Annotated in this window: 14 protein-coding genes and 1 tRNA gene; 12 read left to right on the top strand and 3 right to left on the bottom strand. The window is 55.1% G+C overall.

Going from position 1 to position 17,481, the window contains the following annotated elements; genetic code table 11:
* Positions 1 to 16: 16 nt before the first annotated feature.
* Positions 17 to 868: a helix-turn-helix domain-containing protein gene (locus tag QMG27_RS05100; RefSeq protein WP_281813907.1), complete on the bottom strand. Its 852-nt coding sequence runs from the start codon at positions 866 to 868 to the stop codon at positions 17 to 19.
* 113 nt (positions 869 to 981) lie between these two features.
* On the opposite strand from QMG27_RS05100, the gene pobA reads away from it, so the two are divergent.
* Positions 982 to 2,154, top strand: a complete 1,173-nt coding sequence (gene pobA / locus QMG27_RS05095) for a 4-hydroxybenzoate 3-monooxygenase (RefSeq protein ID WP_281813905.1) — start codon at positions 982 to 984, stop codon at positions 2,152 to 2,154.
* Between the two features lie 77 nt (positions 2,155 to 2,231).
* On the opposite strand, the gene QMG27_RS05090 is transcribed toward pobA, so the two are convergent.
* Positions 2,232 to 4,463 carry an NADP-dependent isocitrate dehydrogenase gene (locus tag QMG27_RS05090; protein ID WP_281813903.1) on the bottom strand — a complete coding sequence of 744 codons (2,232 nt, stop codon included), beginning with the start codon at positions 4,461 to 4,463 and terminating at the stop codon, positions 2,232 to 2,234.
* 229 nt (positions 4,464 to 4,692) lie between these two features.
* Here QMG27_RS05090 and QMG27_RS05085 point away from each other — a divergent pair, with 229 nt between their 5' ends.
* The 11 genes from QMG27_RS05085 (at position 4,693) to QMG27_RS05035 (ending at position 16,815) form a co-directional block, all read left to right on the top strand.
* On the top strand, positions 4,693 to 5,484 hold the full coding sequence (locus QMG27_RS05085; RefSeq protein WP_281813901.1) for a sulfite exporter TauE/SafE family protein: 792 nt from the start codon (positions 4,693 to 4,695) through the stop codon (positions 5,482 to 5,484).
* Between the two features lie 20 nt (positions 5,485 to 5,504).
* Positions 5,505 to 7,289, top strand: coding sequence for a nitrite/sulfite reductase (locus QMG27_RS05080; protein WP_281813898.1), 1,785 nt, complete (start codon positions 5,505 to 5,507; stop codon positions 7,287 to 7,289).
* 23 nt (positions 7,290 to 7,312) lie between these two features.
* A complete protein-coding gene (locus tag QMG27_RS05075; RefSeq protein WP_281813896.1) occupies positions 7,313 to 7,684 on the top strand; it encodes a DUF934 domain-containing protein in 372 nt (123 codons plus the stop codon).
* 5 nt (positions 7,685 to 7,689) lie between these two features.
* Positions 7,690 to 8,442, top strand: coding sequence for a phosphoadenylyl-sulfate reductase (locus QMG27_RS05070; RefSeq protein ID WP_281813894.1), 753 nt, complete (start codon positions 7,690 to 7,692; stop codon positions 8,440 to 8,442).
* A 15-nt stretch (positions 8,443 to 8,457) separates the two neighbouring features.
* Entirely contained in the window at positions 8,458 to 9,387 is a 930-nt protein-coding gene (cysD, locus tag QMG27_RS05065) for a sulfate adenylyltransferase subunit CysD (RefSeq protein ID WP_281813892.1), read from the top strand.
* A 1-nt stretch (position 9,388) separates the two neighbouring features.
* Positions 9,389 to 10,657, top strand: coding sequence for a GTP-binding protein (locus QMG27_RS05060; protein WP_281813889.1), 1,269 nt, complete (start codon positions 9,389 to 9,391; stop codon positions 10,655 to 10,657).
* 99 nt (positions 10,658 to 10,756) lie between these two features.
* Entirely contained in the window at positions 10,757 to 11,083 is a 327-nt protein-coding gene (fdxA, locus tag QMG27_RS05055; RefSeq protein WP_281813887.1) for a ferredoxin FdxA, read from the top strand.
* A gap of 12 nt (positions 11,084 to 11,095) precedes the next feature.
* Positions 11,096 to 12,136, top strand: coding sequence for an NAD(P)/FAD-dependent oxidoreductase (locus QMG27_RS05050; RefSeq protein ID WP_281813886.1), 1,041 nt, complete (start codon positions 11,096 to 11,098; stop codon positions 12,134 to 12,136).
* Positions 12,137 to 12,373: 237 nt separating this feature from the next.
* Positions 12,374 to 14,518: a TonB-dependent siderophore receptor gene (locus tag QMG27_RS05045; RefSeq protein WP_281813884.1), complete on the top strand. Its 2,145-nt coding sequence runs from the start codon at positions 12,374 to 12,376 to the stop codon at positions 14,516 to 14,518.
* A 21-nt stretch (positions 14,519 to 14,539) separates the two neighbouring features.
* Positions 14,540 to 16,705 carry a TonB-dependent siderophore receptor gene (locus tag QMG27_RS05040; RefSeq protein WP_281813882.1) on the top strand — a complete coding sequence of 722 codons (2,166 nt, stop codon included), beginning with the start codon at positions 14,540 to 14,542 and terminating at the stop codon, positions 16,703 to 16,705.
* Between the two features lie 34 nt (positions 16,706 to 16,739).
* Positions 16,740 to 16,815: transfer RNA gene (locus QMG27_RS05035), tRNA-Asn, on the top strand.
* A gap of 278 nt (positions 16,816 to 17,093) precedes the next feature.
* Here QMG27_RS05035 and QMG27_RS05030 read toward each other — a convergent pair.
* Positions 17,094 to 17,447, bottom strand: a complete 354-nt coding sequence (locus QMG27_RS05030; protein ID WP_281813880.1) for a winged helix-turn-helix domain-containing protein — start codon at positions 17,445 to 17,447, stop codon at positions 17,094 to 17,096.
* Between the last annotated feature and the right edge of the window lie 34 nt (positions 17,448 to 17,481).

The following is a 17,481-nucleotide window of genomic DNA, read 5'->3' as shown; positions in this document are numbered from 1 at the left end:
CGGTGAGCTGAAACATTTAAATTTTTTCTCTGAACTCTTTGGGCGATACCCCTGCATCACGCTTGAACACACGCGTGAAATAGGCTGGATCGGCATAGCCCAAGCTGTAAGCAATGGTGGAGATACTCAAATGGGTATAGGCCAAATTGCGTCGAGCTTCGCGCATGATGCGCGCTTCAATCATGCGTAACGCCGATTGCCCAGAGGCAGCTCGCGCCAAACGACTCAAGTGCGTGGGTGATATGGACAAGGCTTTGGCGTAGTCGCTGACTTGCCAATGCTCTAAAAAATGGGCATCCATCAACGCCACAAAGCGCTGCACCAAGTTGGAATCAGTCGGTGAAGTCGCATTCAATGCACCTTGCCCCACTTGGCGTGCGACCCAACCTAACAAACTGGCACTCAAGCCTCGCAACACCAATGCACGCGCTTTGTTTTGCGCCGAGAACTCAGCCCAAATGTGTGCCACCACCCATGCCATACGAGGGTCGGCCTCAATCACACATGCCTGCGCCAAGTCTCGCCGGACATCGCCAACACGGTTGAACAAATCATCCAACAGCTCATCGGCAAATGTACTCACCCAGCCCTGGGTGCCCCGCTCAAATCGAAACGCATGCACATGCCCCGGTGGGATATTGACCAACGCCCCCGCCGAGAGGTTGAACGTGGCATCGTCCAACTGCACCTCACCTCCGCCCGCCTGCACCAACAACACCTGATGCAAACGTGCATGCCGATGCGGTGCCAGTTCCCAATCGTGCAAAACGGAACGGTCTGCGATGGTTTCGCAGTGAAGCACATCTGGCAAATGTTTGGACTCACCAAACAAACTGTAAGACTGGATGTTGGAACGTCGTTTAACCATGTTCGAAATGTACAAGTATTTGCGTGCTTCTGCTCTTTTTCATGAGCGCAAAAGCGCGTATCTTTCGAGTTTCGGTATGACGCCGTGTTCAAACAAAAACCCTGGAGACTTTCATGAAAACTCAAGTTTGCATTATTGGCGGCGGCCCCTCTGGGCTCATGCTTTCTCAGCTGCTACACCTCAAAGGCATTGAGACCGTCGTGCTGGAACGCCAGAGTCGCGAGTATGTGCTGAGTCGAATTCGTGCAGGTGTGCTCGAACACGGTTTCGCTGCCTTGATGCGCGAAGCGCAATGCGGCGAACGCATGGACAAAGAAGGTGAAATCCATGATGGCTTTTTCATCGCTCACGACGGCAAGATGGATCGCGTCGATTTGCACAAGCACAGCGGCGGCAACTCGGTCATGGTTTACGGCCAAACCGAACTGACACGCGATTTGTATGAAGCACGCGATCGCATGAAAGGCATCGTGATTCACAACGCCGAGGATGTGAAGCCCCACGATCTCAAGACTGACAAACCTTATGTGACTTACCGCAACGGTGACGATGTGGTGCGCATCGACTGCGACTTTGTGATTGGTGCTGACGGCTTTCACGGCGTGAGCCGCAAGTCGATTCCTGCAGATGTGTTGAAGGAATACGAGAAGGTGTATCCCTTCGGTTGGTTGGGCGTGCTTTCACGTACCAAGCCTGTGTCACCTGAGCTGATTTACGCCAAGCACGAACGTGGCTTTGCCCTGTGTTCGTTGCGCTCACAGGTGTTGAGCCGCTACTACATTCAAGTCCCACTGACCGATAAAGTGGAAGACTGGTCTGACGACGCGTTTTGGGCAGAGCTCAAGCGTCGCTTGCCAAAAGAAGTGGGCGACAAACTCATCACCGGTGACTCGATTGAAAAGTCCATCGCTCCACTGCGTTCGTTCGTTGCTGAACCGATGCGCTACGGCAATTTATTCTTGGCCGGTGATGCTGCACACATCGTGCCACCGACGGGTGCGCGTGGCCTGAACAGCGCGGCCTCCGACATTTACTACCTGTACCACGCCATGCTGGACCACTACAAAAATGGCGACAGCACAGGCTTGGATAAGTACTCTGAAAAAGCCTTGGCCCGTGTGTGGAAAGCACAGCGCTTCTCGTGGTGGATGACATCGATGTTGCACACCTTCCCTGATTCGATCGAGTACGACCAAAAACTGCAAGAAATCGAAATGGCCTATCTGTTCTCGTCTGAAGCTGCCCAGCGCTCGTTGGCTGAAAACTACGTGGGCCTTCCCTTCTAAAACACAAACAGTTCGCACCAAACAAAAACCCCAAGCCTTGCGGCTTGGGGTTTTTTATGAGATCTAAGATCTGAAATTTAAACGCTGGCCAAAGCTGCGTTCAATGTGGCGCTGGGGCGCATCACAGTTTCGAGTTTCTTAGGATCAGGCATGTAGTAGCCGCCGATGTCAACAGGCTTGCCTTGCACGCTGTTGAGCTCGTCCACGATCTTCTTCTCGTTGTCGGTGAGCGTTTTGGCCAAAGGCGCGAACTTGGCAGCCAAGTCTTTGTCTTCGGTTTGCGCGGCCAACTCTTGGGCCCAGTACATGGCCAAGTAGAACTGGCTGCCACGGTTGTCGAGCTGACCTGTTTTGGGCGATGGGTTTTTGTTGGTGTCCAACAATTTGCCAGTCGCTGCGTCCAAGGTTTGCGCCAACACTTTGGCTTTGCCGTTGTTGGTCTTGATGCCCAGATCTTCGAACGACACAGCCAAGGCCAAGAACTCGCCCAGAGAATCCCAACGCAAGTGGTTTTCTTCCACCAGCTGTTGCACGTGCTTAGGTGCAGAGCCGCCCGCGCCGGTTTCGTACATGCCGCCGCCAGCCATCAAAGGCACGATGGAGAGCATCTTGGCCGAGGTGCCCAGCTCCATGATGGGGAACAAGTCGGTGAGGTAGTCACGCAAGATGTTGCCGGTGGCGCTGATGGTGTCCAAGCCGCGAATGACGCGCTCGAGGGTGTAACGCATGGCGCGCACTTGGCTCATGATTTGGATGTCCAAACCATTGGTGTCGTGCTCGTGCAGGTACATCTTGACCTTGCGGATCAATTCGGCTTCGTGAGGACGGTAAGCGTCCAACCAGAACACCACGGGCATGCCAGAGTTGCGTGCGCGGTTGACGGCCAACTTCACCCAGTCGCGGATGGCGGCGTCTTTGACTTGGCACATGCGCCAGATGTCGCCTTCTTCCACATTTTGGCTCAGCAACACTTCGCCTGTTTCGAGGTCGGTGATGTTGGCAACGCCGTCTTCAGGAATTTCAAAGGTCTTGTCGTGTGAGCCGTATTCTTCGGCTTGCTGCGCCATCAAGCCCACGTTGGGCACGGTGCCCATGGTCTTGGGATCGAACGCGCCGTGCCATTTACAGAAGTTGATCATCTCCTGATAGATACGAGCGAAAGTCGATTCGGGCATCACGGCCTTGACGTCTTTCAAGCGACCATCTGCACCCCACATCTTGCCGCCATTGCGGATCATGGCGGGCATGGAAGCGTCCACGATCACGTCGTTGGGTGAGTGGAAGTTGGTGATGCCTTTGGCGGAGTCGACCATGGCCAACTCGGGGCGGTGCTCGTGGCAAGCGTGCAAGTCACGTTTGATTTCGTCTTGCTGGCTTTGTGGCAATGCGGTGATCTTGCTGTACAGATCGGCCATGCCGTTGTTGACGTTCACACCCAATTCTTTGAAAGTCTTGGCGTGTTTTTCAAACGCTTCTTTGTAGAAGATCTTGACGCAGTGACCGAACACGATGGGGTGAGACACCTTCATCATGGTGGCCTTGACGTGCAAAGAGAACATCACGCCAGTTTTGTGTGCGTCTTCGATTTCTTTTTCATAGAACTCGACCAAGGCTTTTTTGCTCATGAACATGCTGTCGATCACTTCGCGATCGAGCAAGGAGACCTTGGGCTTCAAGACAATGGTTTTGCCAGACTTGGTGATGAGCTCCATCTTCACGTCACGGGCTTTGTCGAGCGTGAGAGATTTTTCGCCGTGGTAGAAGTCGCCAGCGTGCATGTGTGACACGTGCGAGCGAGAAGCTTGGCTCCACTCAGCCATGCTGTGTGGGTTTTTGCGAGCGAACTCTTTCACAGCGCGGGGAGCGCGGCGATCCGAGTTACCTTCGCGCAGCACAGGGTTTACAGCAGAGCCGGTGCACTTGGAATAACGGGCCTTGATGGCTTTTTCTTCGTCTGTTGTTGGGTTTTCTGGGTAGTCAGGCAGTGCATAGCCTTTGGCTTGCAACTCTTTGATGGCGGCTGTCAACTGGCCCACGGAGGCGCTGATGTTGGGCAGCTTGATGATGTTGGCTTCGGGCTTCAAAGTGAGCTTGCCCAATTCAGACAAGTTGTGCGTCACGCGCTGCGCTTCGGGCAGCATGTCAGAGAACTCACCCAAGATACGTGCTGCCACAGAGATATCGCTTGCCACCACATCAATGCCTGCAGGCGCTGCAAACGTGCGGATGATCGGCAAAAACGAAGCCGTCGCCAACAAGGGGGCTTCATCAGTCAGGGTGTAAACGATTTTGGAATTTTCAGCAGCCATTGCTCGGTCTCATTCTTTGTTGGGATAAGGTTAAAGAAATACGGTTTTCTTACGTTTTGCGGCGGTTAACCGCTCACGCACAGCCGACATTATCCACGGCACTTTAGCCCACCTCCCCCTGCGCTTTGCTTACGGCCCTGACCTGCAGAAAACCCTTATTCCAAATAAGCATATATGTACAACTAAGAAATCGTTGGTTTTGGTATAAAGAACACCTACAGTCCACGCCATGCAAGATTTTGGTTTCGTATTCGCGGGTTTCTTTGTCGGCTTGGTTGTCGGCTTAACAGGCGTCGGCGGCGGCTCGTTGATGACGCCCATTTTGATTTTCTTCTTCGGTGTCAAGCCCTACATGGCCGTGGGCACCGATTTGCTGTTTGCAGCGTTCACCAAGGCAGGTGGCACCTTCAGCTTTGCGCGTCAACGCATCGTGCCTTGGCGTGTGGTCGTGTCTTTGTGCGCGGGGAGCATTCCAGCAGCGGGCATCACGCTTTGGGTGCTGCACAACGTGGGGCCATCTGACCCCGCCGTGCAAAAGGTGATGACCGTTACCCTCGGCTTGGCTTTGCTGCTGACCGCGAGCGCCATGTTGTTCAAAGTGATTCGTGGCAAACAAGCACCTGTGGTGCTGGCCGAAGAGAACCTGCACCAAGCCACGCAGCCCCGCCACTGGGCGCTGCCCGTGTTGTTTGGCGCGGCCATCGGCACCTTGGTCACCCTCACCTCGGTAGGCGCAGGCGCCATTGGTGTGACGGTGCTTATGATCCTGTACCCGCAGCTGCCACTGTCACGCATCGTGGCAGCCGACATTGCGTATGCCGTGCCGCTGACCTTGGTCGCAGGCTTGGGCCACGCTTCATTGGGTTCTGTCGACTGGCCTTTGTTAGGTTTGTTGCTCGCAGGCTCGTTGCCTGGCATTTGGGTGGGTTCACGCCTGATGCACAAAACGCCTGAACGCGTGATTCGCTCCATTCTTTCTGTATTGCTGGCATGGGCTGGCAGCAAATTGGTTTTCGCTTAATTTTTCATTTGAGTTCTTAGATGTATCAATACACCGCCTTCGATTCAGAGTTCGTCAAAGCACGCGCTGCACAGTACCGCGATCAACTCACCCGCAACTTAGCTGGCAAGTTGGGTGACGACGAGTTCCGCCCCCTGCGTTTGCAAAACGGCTGGTACGTGCAACGCTACGCACCCATGTTGCGCGTGGCTGTGCCCTACGGTGAACTCAACAGTGCCCAGCTGCGTGTGCTCTCCAAAATTGCCCGCGATTACGACACCCCCTCTGCCGAACTGCTCAAGCAAGCACAGACCGCACAAGACAAGATTGGCGGCATTGACGCCCCAAGTTTGGTCACCAACTGTGGCCACTTCACCACCCGCCAGAACGTGCAGTTCAATTGGATCCCCTTGGACAAAAGCGCCGATGTGATGGACCTATTGGCCAGCGTCAACTTGCACGGCATTCAAACCAGCGGCAACTGCATTCGCAACATCACCAGCGACGAGCGCGCTGGCATTGCGGTGGACGAAGAAGTCGACCCACGCCCCTACGCCGAAGTCCTGCGCCAGTGGAGCACCTTGCACCCTGAGTTCGCTTACCTGCCCCGCAAATTCAAAATCGCCATCACGGGCGCCACCGAAGACCGCGCTGCGATTGAGTGGCACGACATTGGCCTGCGCTTGCTGCGTGACGACGAAGGCAATGTGGGCTTCAAAATTTACGTGGGCGGCGGCATGGGCCGCACGCCCATCACCGGCACCGTGATTCGCGAGTTCTTGCCATGGAACCAAATCATCAACTACCTCGAAGCCGTGGTGCGTGTGTACAACGGCTGGGGCCGCCGCGACAACATCTACAAAGCCCGCATCAAAATTTTGGTCAAAGCCGAAGGCCAGCGCTACTTTGACGAAGTCAACGAAGAGTTTGAACGCATCTTGGAAAGCGGCGCACACCACACCATCCCACAAGTTGAACTCGACCGCGTGAGCGCCTGTTTTGTGTCGCCACCTGTTGATGTGGTGTCAGACGAAGCCCAAGAAAAAGCCGAGCAAGCCTTGGTGGCCCAAGCCAAGGCGGACAAAGAATTCACCCGTTGGTTGCAACAAAACGTGACCAGCCACCAAAACCCAGGCCTGCGCGTGGTCACCCTGTCGTTCAAGCGCTTGGGCCAAGCACCAGGGGACGCCACCGCCGACCAACTCGCCACTGCGGCTGACTTGGCTGACAAGTTCAGCTCTGGCGAGGTGCGCGTGAACCACGACCAAAACTTGGTGCTGCCTTGGGTGCGCATTGACCAATTGGCTGAGCTGTACCAAGCTGCCAAAGCCGCTGGCTTTGCCCGCGCCAACGTGCACTTACTGACCGACATGATTGCTTGCCCAGGTGGCGACTACTGCGCCTTGGCCAACGCGCGTTCGTTACCCATCGCCGCTGCAATTACCGAGCGTTACCAAGACATCGACGAGTTGTTTGACTTGGGCGACATCGACCTGCACATCAGCGGTTGCATCAACTCTTGCGGCCATCACCACAGCGGCCACATTGGCATCTTGGGCGTGGATAAAGACGGCCAAGAGTGGTACCAAGTCACCTTGGGTGGCTCAGACGGTTCGTTCTTGAGCGGCCCAGCCAAAGCCGGCAAAGTGGTTGGCCCATCGTTTGCAGCCGCCGAAGTGGTGGATGTGATCGAAGCCATCTTGGACGTATACCGCGACAAGCGCGAAACCCACGAGACCTTTGCACGCACCTTGAACCGCGTGGGCTTTGACGTGTTCAAAGCCGCGGCTAACTCAGCCCGTAACACCACGGCACGCGCTGCCTAAGCCTCAACAGATACGAGATAACTATGAGCCTGCAAATCATCACCCAACACACCACCGACGGCATCAATGCACGTGCCTTGGCCAACGATGTGGACGTGCAAACCCTCGACCTCGAAGGCTTGGAGCGCATCGACTTGAACTTTCCCAAATTCACCGATGGCCGCGCTTTCAGCCAAGCCTTTGTGCTGCGCCGCCGTGGTTTCACCGGCGACATTCGCGCACACGGCGATGTGCTGATTGACCAACTCTTGCAAATGCAACGCAGTGGTTTTTCAAGCGCTGTGCTGCGCGACGACCAAGATGCCGCCCACGGCGAAAAACTGTTGACGCACTACAAAGCCTTCTACCAAGGCGATGCTGTTACAGCAGAACCCAAATTTGCACGCGTGGGTTGAACAACATGAGCAGTTCTCTTTTCTCTGCACAAGGTCAGTCCAAGGCCACCGCCTTGCACGCCAAGGCGAGCACCGACTATGCAACCAAACTGGCCGAGACCCAAGCCTTGCTGCAACGCGCAGCGGCTGAGTTCTCCCCTCTCACCCAAGCCTCTAGCCTGGGTGCAGAAGACGTGGTGATCACCCATCTCATCAACAGCTTGCAGCTTCACATTCCTGTGTTCGTGCTCGAAACCGGCGCGCTGCACACCGAGACTTTGGCTTTGCTAGAGCGCACCGAAGCTACCTCACAAGCGCTTGTGAAGGTTTACCACCCTGTGCGCGAATCGGTCATTCAGTTTGTGAAACACAAGGGCCAAGATGCGATTTACCAAAGCATTGAGCTGCGCAAAGAGTGCTGCGGCATTCGCAAGATGGAACCCCTCGCCCGCGCTCTCAAAAGCCAGCGCGCTTGGATCACTGGCTTGCGCCAAGAGCAATCCGCCGCACGCGCCGAAGTGCCGTTGCAAGACGACAGCGAAGTAGCCACCAAAAACTTGAGTAAATTCAACCCCCTGGCCAAATGGACCTGGGGTGACGTGTGGCACTACATCGCCACGAACAACGTGGACTACAACCCCCTGCACGACCAGTTTTTCCCCAGCATCGGTTGTGCACCTTGCACCCGTGCCATCAGTCTCGGCGAAGAGTTTCGCGCGGGTCGCTGGTGGTGGGAGGATGAGGCCGCCAAAGAGTGCGGCTTGCATGTGAAGAAATAAAAGAAAGAAATCCGTATGAATGCGACGACACACCAAGAATTACATAGCCTGAGCAACACCCACTTGGATGCGCTGGAAGAAGAAACCATCTTCATCTTGCGCGAAGTGGCGGCTGCTTTTGAGCGCCCCACCCTTTTGTTCTCTGGCGGCAAAGATTCGCTCGTCATGCTCAAGTGCGCTGAAAAAGCCTTTGGCGCTGGCCGCTTGCCCTACCCTCTGTTGATGATCGACACCGGTCACAACTTCAAAGAAGTCACCGACTTCCGTGACTTCCGTGCCAAAGAACTCGGCGCTGAGTTGATCGTGCGCAGCGTGGAAGACTCGTTGAAGCGTGGCACCGTGCGTTTGGCCCACCCTGGCGAAAGCCGCAACGTGCACCAATCGGTCACCTTGCTCGAGGCCATCGAAGAATTCCGCTTTGACGCTCTCATTGGCGGCGCACGCCGCGACGAAGAAAAAGCCCGCGCCAAAGAACGTATCTTCAGCCACCGCGACAGCTTTGGCCAATGGCAGCCCAAGGCGCAGCGCCCTGAGCTGTGGACGCTCTTTAACCACAAGTTGCAACCCGGCGAACACTTCCGCGTGTTCCCCATCTCCAACTGGACCGAGTTAGACGTGTGGCAATACATCGCTCGCGAAAACATTGCTTTGCCATCCATCTACTACACACACAAACGCGAAGTGGTGGATCGCCGTGGCCTGCTGGTGCCTGTGACCGAACTCACGCCCCCCAAAGACGGTGAGAAGGTCGAGATTCGCGACGTGCGTTTCCGCACCGTGGGCGACATCACTTGCACCTGCCCCGTCGAGAGCGATGCGGCCACGCCCGAACAAATCGTCATCGAGACCTTGGCTGCCGACGTGAGCGAGCGCGGTGCCACACGCATGGATGACAAAACCTCTGAGGCTTCGATGGAGAAGCGCAAAAAAGACGGGTACTTTTAATATGCAAACTTCTGAACACTCCTCTGCCCTGAAATTCATCACCTGCGGTTCGGTGGACGATGGCAAAAGCACTTTGATTGGCCGCCTGTTGGTCGACACCAAAGCCGTGCTGCAAGACCACCTGGCGGGCGTGCAACGCTCGGGCGAAACCGACCTCGCATTGCTGACCGACGGCCTGTCTGCCGAGCGCGAACAAGGCATCACGATTGACGTGGCGTACCGCTACTTCAACACCGAAGCCCGCAAGTTCATCATTGGTGATGCGCCCGGTCACGAGCAATACACCCGCAATATGGTGACAGCCGCCTCTAGCGCCGATGCTGCTGTGGTGTTGGTTGATGCCATCAAACTCGATTGGAAAAACCCCGCGCTTGAATTGCTGCCACAAACCCGACGTCACTCCTTGTTGGTCAACCTGCTGCGCGTGCCCTCCATCGTGTTTGCCATCAACAAACTCGACGCGGTAGACGATGCGGCACTGGCCTACAAAAACATCGAAGCGGCTTTACGCAAGTTCGCACAAGAGGCTGGCATCACCATCACGGCGCTGGTGCCTGTGTCGGCCCTCAAAGGCTGGAACGTCGTCGAAAGCCACCCCGACTGGTGCGGCTACAGCGGCCCAAGCCTCTTGAGCATCTTGGAAGAGTTGCCCAACACGCCCGCTGAAACCGATGTGGCGTTCAGCTTCCCCGTGCAGTGGGTCGAAAAATTCCATGACTCTGGCGTGACCACCCAAGGTCGTCGTGTGTTCTGGGGCCGTGTGGCCACTGGCACCATTGAGCCAGGACACACCGTCAAAGTGTTCCCCAGCGGCCAAACCGCTGTGGTGTCGCAAGTGCTGTCGGCCACGCGCCAGCCGCAAAGCAAGGCCGCAGGCCACAGCGCAGGCATCGTGCTGGACCGCGAAGTGGATGTGTCGCGTGGTGACTGGTTATTGGCCGAGCAAGGGTCACCCGAAGGCCAACGCCAGCTCAACACCACCATTGCGTGGATGGACGACGAGCCCTTGGTGGCTGGCCGTGTGTACTGGGCCTTGCATGGACACCGCTGGGTGAAAGCCAAAGTGCAACGCGTGGTACACCGCCTGAACGTCAACACCTTGGCCGAAGAGGAAGCCACCGAGCTCGCCCCCAACGCGATTGGCCACGTCACCTTGGCGCTGCAAGAGCCTTTGGTGGCACTGCCTTTCACGCAGTCGCGCATCTTGGGTGCGCTGGTGTTGGTGGACACCGCCACACACAAAACCTCAGGCGCTGTGTTGGTGAACTGATCCAGCGCAAAGCCTGCCTTTGAATCCCGTTTAAAATCAACGGCTTGGCGCGGCACATTGTGTGCTGCGCCCTCTTTTTTACCCATCGATTGAATTGCCATGACGCACGTAGTCACCGAAGCCTGTATCCAATGTAAGTACACCGACTGTGTGGACGTTTGTCCCGTCGATTGCTTCCGCGAAGGCCCCAACTTCCTCACCATCGACCCAGACGAATGCATCGACTGCGCGGTGTGTATCCCCGAGTGCCCTGTGAGCGCCATTTACGCCGAAGAAGACGTGCCCGAAGGCCAAGAGCACATGACCAAACTCAACGCCGAGTTGTCTACCATTGGCTGGCCCAGCATCACCAAGCGCAAGGCGGCTTTGCCTGACGCTGAGGTGTGGAAAGACAAAACCGGCAAGCTCGCCGAACTCAAGCGCTAAGCACACCGCCTCATGACGGCCACCGCGATTCACACCGATGCCGTCATCGTGGGCGCAGGCCCTGTGGGCCTGTTTCAGGCCTTTCAGCTCGGCCTGCAAGACATTCGTTGTCACGTCATCGATGCACTACCCCATATCGGCGGCCAGTGCATGGAGCTGTACCCCGACAAACCGATTTACGACATTCCCGGCATTCCTGTGTGCACGGGTCGTGAATTGGTGGCGCAGCTACAAACCCAAATTCAACCCTTTGCCCCCACGTTTCACCTCAACCAAGAGGTAGCCCAGGTTGCGCGCTTAGATAATGATTTGATTTCGGTGCGCACCTCTGCGGGCTTGCATTTCGCGTGCAAGGTGTTGGTGATTGCCGCAGGTGTGGGCGCGTTTCAAGCACGCAAGCTAGCCGTCGAAGGCGCAGCAGAGCTCGAAGGCACACATGTGCATTACCGCTTGGGCGATGCCGCGCGATTTGCGGACCAAGATGTGGTGGTCATGGGCGGCGAAGAGTCCGCCGTGGTGGCAGCGTTGAAGCTCACGCTACAAACACCCGCCCCACACAGCGTGACGCTGATGCACCGCCGCGATGTGTTCACCGCCGAGCCTGCCCTGTTGCAAGCCATGCGTGATGCGGTGGCCAACGGCAAGCTGCAATTGCAAATTGGCCAGCCCACGGCTTTGCTGCACAACGCACAACAACTGCATGCCGTACAAGTGGCCACGCCCGAAGGCCAAACCATCGAGCGCCCAGCGCAACACGTCTTAGCGTTTTTAGGCCTCTCTCCCAAGCTTGGCCCAGTGGCCAACTGGGGCTTGGCCATGGAGCGCAAACAACTGGTGGTCAACACCGAAAACTTTGCCACCGATGTGCCTGGCATCTTTGCCGTGGGCGACATCAACACCTATCCAGGCAAGAAAAAACTCATCTTGTGCGGCTTTCACGAAGCCACCCTCGCCGCCTTTGGCGCTGCGGCTTTGGTGCACCCCACACGAAAAACCCTGCTGCAGTACACGACAACCTCGACTGAACTGCATCGCCTGCTCGGGCTCGTTTAAAATCCACACCGCGTCAGCAATGACGCATTCGCTAGGGGTGTTGAAGCCGTCACCGGCTTCGACTGAGAAAGTCCCTTTGAACCTGTTGAGACCCTCATTCCGTGGGTCTCAAAGTCCGCAAGGACTTGAGGTAATCCTCGCGCAGGGAAGCTTGGTCTTACAACGAGGCTCTTCACTCAACTGAGCACACACTCGTTTCGACATCAGCCGACCTGTCATACGTTTAAGGAAAACGTCATGGCAAACCATTCGCCATTTTTCAAGGCCACGCGCATTTCTGCGGCAGTGGCGATTTGCATCGCATCCAGCGCTTGGGCGCAACAAAACCCCACAGAAATCACCATCACCGATAAGCTGCCTGCGCGCGTGTCGGGCTTTGGTGATGTGCCGGCGCAAGAGCTGCCCTTCTCCACCACCACCATCACGAATGCAACACTGCAAGACATCGGCGCACGCCGCGTGTCTGATGCTTTGCACTTAGATGCATCGGTGAGCGACAGCTACAACTCGCCCGCGTACTGGGACATCTTGAGCGTGCGAGGCTTCACGCTCGACAACCGCTACAACTACCGCCGCGAAGGCATGCCCATCAATGCGGAAACCATGATTCCCATGGACAACAAGGAGCGCATTGAACTGCTCAAAGGCACCAGCGGCATTCAAGCAGGCACCAGCTCGCCTGGCGGCTTGGTGAACTACGTGGTCAAGCGCGCCCCCTCACAGGCCGAGCAAACCATTCGCAACATCACCCTGAGCTACGGCCAAGGCGACAACCGTTCTGTCGCAGCTGACTTAGGCGGCCGCTTTGGCAATGTCGCTGAATTTGGCTATCGCTTCAACGTGGCGCATGAAGATCTCAACCCGTACATTCGCAACACACAAGGCCATCGCGACTTGGTAGCACTGGCCATGGACTGGCGCTTGAAGCCAGGCACTGTAATTGATGTTGAATTTGAGCAATCTCACCGCGAGCAAATTGGCATCAATGGCTATAGCTTGCTGGGTGGTGTGCTGCCTGCCCCCGTCGACCCACGGATCAACTTGACACGACAACCTTGGTCACAGCCGGGGGTGTTTGATGCGATGACGGGCTCTGTGCGTGTGCGTCAAGAGCTGGATGCTGGGTGGCGTTGGACTACGCAATATGGTGCGCAGCGTTTGAAAACGGATGACCGACTCACCTTTGGCTTTGGCCCCAACACTGCCAACATACCCAATGGTCTGAGCTACAACAACAATGGTGACTACGACTTGTACGACTATCGCAGTGAAAACGAACGACGACTGGTTGACGCGCTCCAAACAGAATTAGTGGGTCAAATCAATACTGGCGACCTCGTGCATGACCTTATATTGAGCGTTCAGCGACAAAGACAACTTGATCGCTTATCTCCCATGCAGGCCTATAACTGGGTTGCGACGGCAAATGTTTCTGGCGGTGTCTATGGCATGGAAGATTCTCACTTAGCGTACTCAAATACCAATCGCAGTGAATACAGTACTGAGTTTTCAATAAAAGACAAAATACAGTTCACAAAAGACACCAATCTATGGCTTGGCCTGCGCCGTGTTGAATACAACCGAAGCAGCGTCCAGAACGAACCTGCCGACACAAACCCCGTTCACTACAGCGGACACATGAACCTTCCGTGGATCGGTCTTTCGACTAAGTTGGCTGGTTTAAATATTTACGGCTCTCACGGACACGGCATTGAACAACTCATCGTTCCTAACTCGGCCACTTTTAATGGCCCCGGGCAACAGTTGGGCATAGGAAGAAGTCGCCAAACTGAGTTAGGCGTAAAAAGTGCTTCAAGTTCTGCCTCACAATGGCACGCCACACTCTTCCAAGTCGAACGCCCCTTAACTTACGACGTTTACGATCCATCCAATTTCGTTAGTACGCGCTACTTGGACGGCAAACAAACGCATAAGGGCATCGAACTCGGCGCGAACTGGACAGATCGTCAATGGAAATTCGGCTCAACTGCACAGTGGCTGCATGCTGAAATTTCAGACGTGACTCAAAATCCAGCCCTCGTCGGTACAACACCGCTGAACGTCCCCAAGTTTGTTGTGCGAGGCCTGGCCGAATACCGCTATGCCAGCGTACCGGGTTTGCGCACTGGTTTGCGCCTGTCGCACGAGGGCGAGCGCCGTGTCACCGAAGACGGCGCTATCCAACTGCCGGCTTGGACGACTCTGGATGCAACCGCCCATTACGACACCAAGTTCAACAACGTGGCTTCTTCATGGACACTGGGCATCGATAACTTGGCGGACAAACGCTACTGGCGCGAGTCTCCCAAGCAGTTTGGCCACTACTACCTCTACCCTGGCGCACCACGCACACTCCGAGCCACAGTGCAATTCCGGATGTGATAAAGCCAATAAAATTGAGCCATGCGCTCGAAATTTAGCAAATTGCAAGTCTCTCCGATACAAAGCGCTGTTGTGCTTTGTATCGCCCTGACCTCATCTGCTTTTGCGCAACAAACACCCAATGAAATCACCATCATTGCTGAACCGCCTTTGCGAATTTCTGGCTTTGAAGGCGTCCCTCAGCTTGATCTACCCATCAGCGTTCGCACGATCAACGCCAGTACGCTGCAAGACATTGGCGCACAGCGCATCACCGATGCTCTGCGGCTTGATGCATCCGTCAGCGACAGCTACAACCTTCCCGCTTATTGGGACAAACTCAGCGTTCGCGGCTACGCGCTCGACAACCGCTACAACTACCGCCGAGAAGGATTACCTATCTCTGCTGAAACCATCATCCCGATGGACAACAAAGAGCGCATCGAACTGCTCAAGGGCACCAGTGGCATTCAATCAGGCACCAGCGCTCCAGGGGGTCTCGTCAATTACGTTGTGAAACGAGCGCCTGTTCAAGCTGAAAAAACGATTCGTGATGTCACGATCAGCTACGGGCCGGGCGATAACCGTCTCGTGGCTGCCGACTTAGGTGGCCGCTTCGGACCCAACGCTGACTTTGGCTACCGATTCAACGTCGCTTATGAAGACCTCAACCCCTACATCAGAGACACACCAGGTCACCGCAATTTAACGGCCTTGGCAATGGACTGGCGCATCAATGCAAGCAGCCGACTTGAGTGGGAGTTTGAACAAAGCCATTACGAACAAATAGGCGTCAACTTTTACAGCTTGCTTGGCCCAGGCACCAATGCTCTACCACCCACGGTCGACGGCACTCGTAACATCACGCGGCAACCCAGCTCGCTGCCTGGAGTTTTTGATGGGCTTACCGGCACCGTGCGCTTGCGCCATCAACTGGACAATGGCTGGATTTGGAGCACGCAATACGGCACACAACACCTTCGTGCAGATGACCGATTGACTTATGCATCTGGTTGCGAAACTGCGCCCAAGGACAGGTTTTGTGCCAACGGTGATTTTCAAATTCACGACTACCGAAGCGACAACGAACACCGCAACAGCGAAGCCCTACAAACCGAACTGCGTGGTCAAATGCACCTAGGTGCCTATGAACACCAGCTTAGAGTCAGTCTGATGCGACACCGTCAAGTCAGCCGCATGCCCGCCATTCACCCAGACAATTTACTGGGAACAACCAACAGCATCTATGGTGGCTTAACGCCCCCCGCCATCCCCAACGACAAACTGTATCCAAATACGAATAACAGCGACTACAACACTGAACTCGCGCTCACTGATCAGGTGCGACTGACCCCACAAACCACAGCATGGCTTGGTCTTCGTCACTCACAGCTCAATCGCAGCAGCATCCAAACAGATCAAACAGCCGCCGTGCAAGACACGCGCGGCATCAGCACACCATGGGTGGCACTGAGCCACCAACTCAGTCACCGCTTGACGGTGTACGCCAGCTATGGTCAAGGCATAGAAACAGAAGCAGCACCTAACCTTAACAACTACGCCAACGCGGGACAACCGCTACCTGCGCTTCGCAGCACGCAGCGTGAAGTCGGCCTCAAAAGCCAATACGAGCGCACCGTGTGGCAGGCCACATGGTTTGACATCGCACGCCCCGCAATTGCAGATGCAGGCGTAGCCTGTGGCTATAACTCCCCTGCCAATACTTGCACGCGCCAAATCGACGGCCAAAATCATCACCAAGGCCTCGAACTTAGCACTCACACCAAACTTCATCAGTGGGACTTTGGCGCAAGCGCCATGTGGTTGGATGCGCAACGCGAGAACGCCACAGTTCAAGCCGACCTGAATGGTCAACGCCCCGTCAACATTCCTAAGTACATCTTGCGAGGCATGACGGAATACAGATATGCCAGCACGCCCGGCCTGCGCACGGGGTTGCGCATCTCTCACGAAGGTGAGCGTCGTGTCACCGAAAACGGCGACATCGTTTTGCCTGCTTGGACCACCTTAGACGCATCAGCTCACTACGACACGAAAATTAATCAAGTGGCATCTAGCTGGACACTGGCCATCCAAAACCTTGCGAACAAGCACTACTGGCGTGAGTCCCCTCACCAATACGGCCAATACTTTCTATATCCAGGGGCTCCGAGAACATTCCGCGCAACTGTCGTATTTCACCTCTGAAAAAGGCGCAAAAAATGCGCTATAATTTCTGTATTCCTCAATAGCTCAGTCGGTAGAGCGCCGGACTGTTAATCCGTAGGTCCCTGGTTCGAGCCCAGGTTGAGGAGCCAAAAACTCGAATGAAATCAAGGGCTTAGAGAAATCTAAGCCCTTTTTCTTTTACCAACCCAACACAGACAAAAGCTAAATAGTTTTCAGGGTGACTGCTAGCTTAGCCCCGTTGAATTTAACTTGTGATTTTTAAGTTGCCTCACTTCACGGATACGAGTGAAACAAGCTACCTCTTCAACAGAAGGCAACGACGAAGTGCCCCACAGACGAATGGGGGCAATTCACACATATGACATAACCCAAGAAACTGCAACCAGATCAATTTTTGGCACGAAACTCAACTATACGCATCAAAAACAACCTGCTCTAAGACAAGCCCCATATTTTTAAAGTGTTTGTTGGCAACTATAGTTGGGACTACATATTTTGTACGTCGGTCACCATTTTTGAAAACTTGATCAACTAAGCCTGCACGTCGCAATATTTCCAGCCGTCGGTGAATTGTTCCTGGGCTCCCCAGATTTTGCAATCGCATGATTTCTGACACGGTATAGGGCTTACCCGCCTCGGTCTCGATCGCAATGAGACCAAGCAATTTCTCACAAATCGGCTGACCTGCGAAAAAAGACTGATGCAACTTGGTTTTCTGACTTTGCTTCAAATAGTGAAGGTAGGGATTAATCTGATGCACAAGAATCTCCTAATGGTTTCAATAGTCATGATTT

The sequence above is a fragment of the Limnohabitans sp. MORI2 genome (genome assembly GCF_027925025.1).
GTDB lineage: Bacteria > Pseudomonadota > Gammaproteobacteria > Burkholderiales > Burkholderiaceae_C > Limnohabitans.
Note: the sequence above shows the minus strand (reverse complement) of the source record. Positions and strands in the feature narration are given on the sequence as shown.

Coding starts and splice junctions, on each gene's coding strand:
- QMG27_RS05100 (WP_281813907.1), bottom strand. CDS start 868: ATGGTTAAACGACGTTCCAACATCCAGTCTTACAGTTTGTTTGGTGAG.
- pobA (WP_281813905.1), top strand. CDS start 982: ATGAAAACTCAAGTTTGCATTATTGGCGGCGGCCCCTCTGGGCTCATG.
- QMG27_RS05090 (WP_281813903.1), bottom strand. CDS start 4,463: ATGGCTGCTGAAAATTCCAAAATCGTTTACACCCTGACTGATGAAGCC.
- QMG27_RS05085 (WP_281813901.1), top strand. CDS start 4,693: ATGCAAGATTTTGGTTTCGTATTCGCGGGTTTCTTTGTCGGCTTGGTT.
- QMG27_RS05080 (WP_281813898.1), top strand. CDS start 5,505: ATGTATCAATACACCGCCTTCGATTCAGAGTTCGTCAAAGCACGCGCT.
- QMG27_RS05075 (WP_281813896.1), top strand. CDS start 7,313: ATGAGCCTGCAAATCATCACCCAACACACCACCGACGGCATCAATGCA.
- QMG27_RS05070 (WP_281813894.1), top strand. CDS start 7,690: ATGAGCAGTTCTCTTTTCTCTGCACAAGGTCAGTCCAAGGCCACCGCC.
- cysD (WP_281813892.1), top strand. CDS start 8,458: ATGAATGCGACGACACACCAAGAATTACATAGCCTGAGCAACACCCAC.
- QMG27_RS05060 (WP_281813889.1), top strand. CDS start 9,389: ATGCAAACTTCTGAACACTCCTCTGCCCTGAAATTCATCACCTGCGGT.
- fdxA (WP_281813887.1), top strand. CDS start 10,757: ATGACGCACGTAGTCACCGAAGCCTGTATCCAATGTAAGTACACCGAC.
- QMG27_RS05050 (WP_281813886.1), top strand. CDS start 11,096: ATGACGGCCACCGCGATTCACACCGATGCCGTCATCGTGGGCGCAGGC.
- QMG27_RS05045 (WP_281813884.1), top strand. CDS start 12,374: ATGGCAAACCATTCGCCATTTTTCAAGGCCACGCGCATTTCTGCGGCA.
- QMG27_RS05040 (WP_281813882.1), top strand. CDS start 14,540: ATGCGCTCGAAATTTAGCAAATTGCAAGTCTCTCCGATACAAAGCGCT.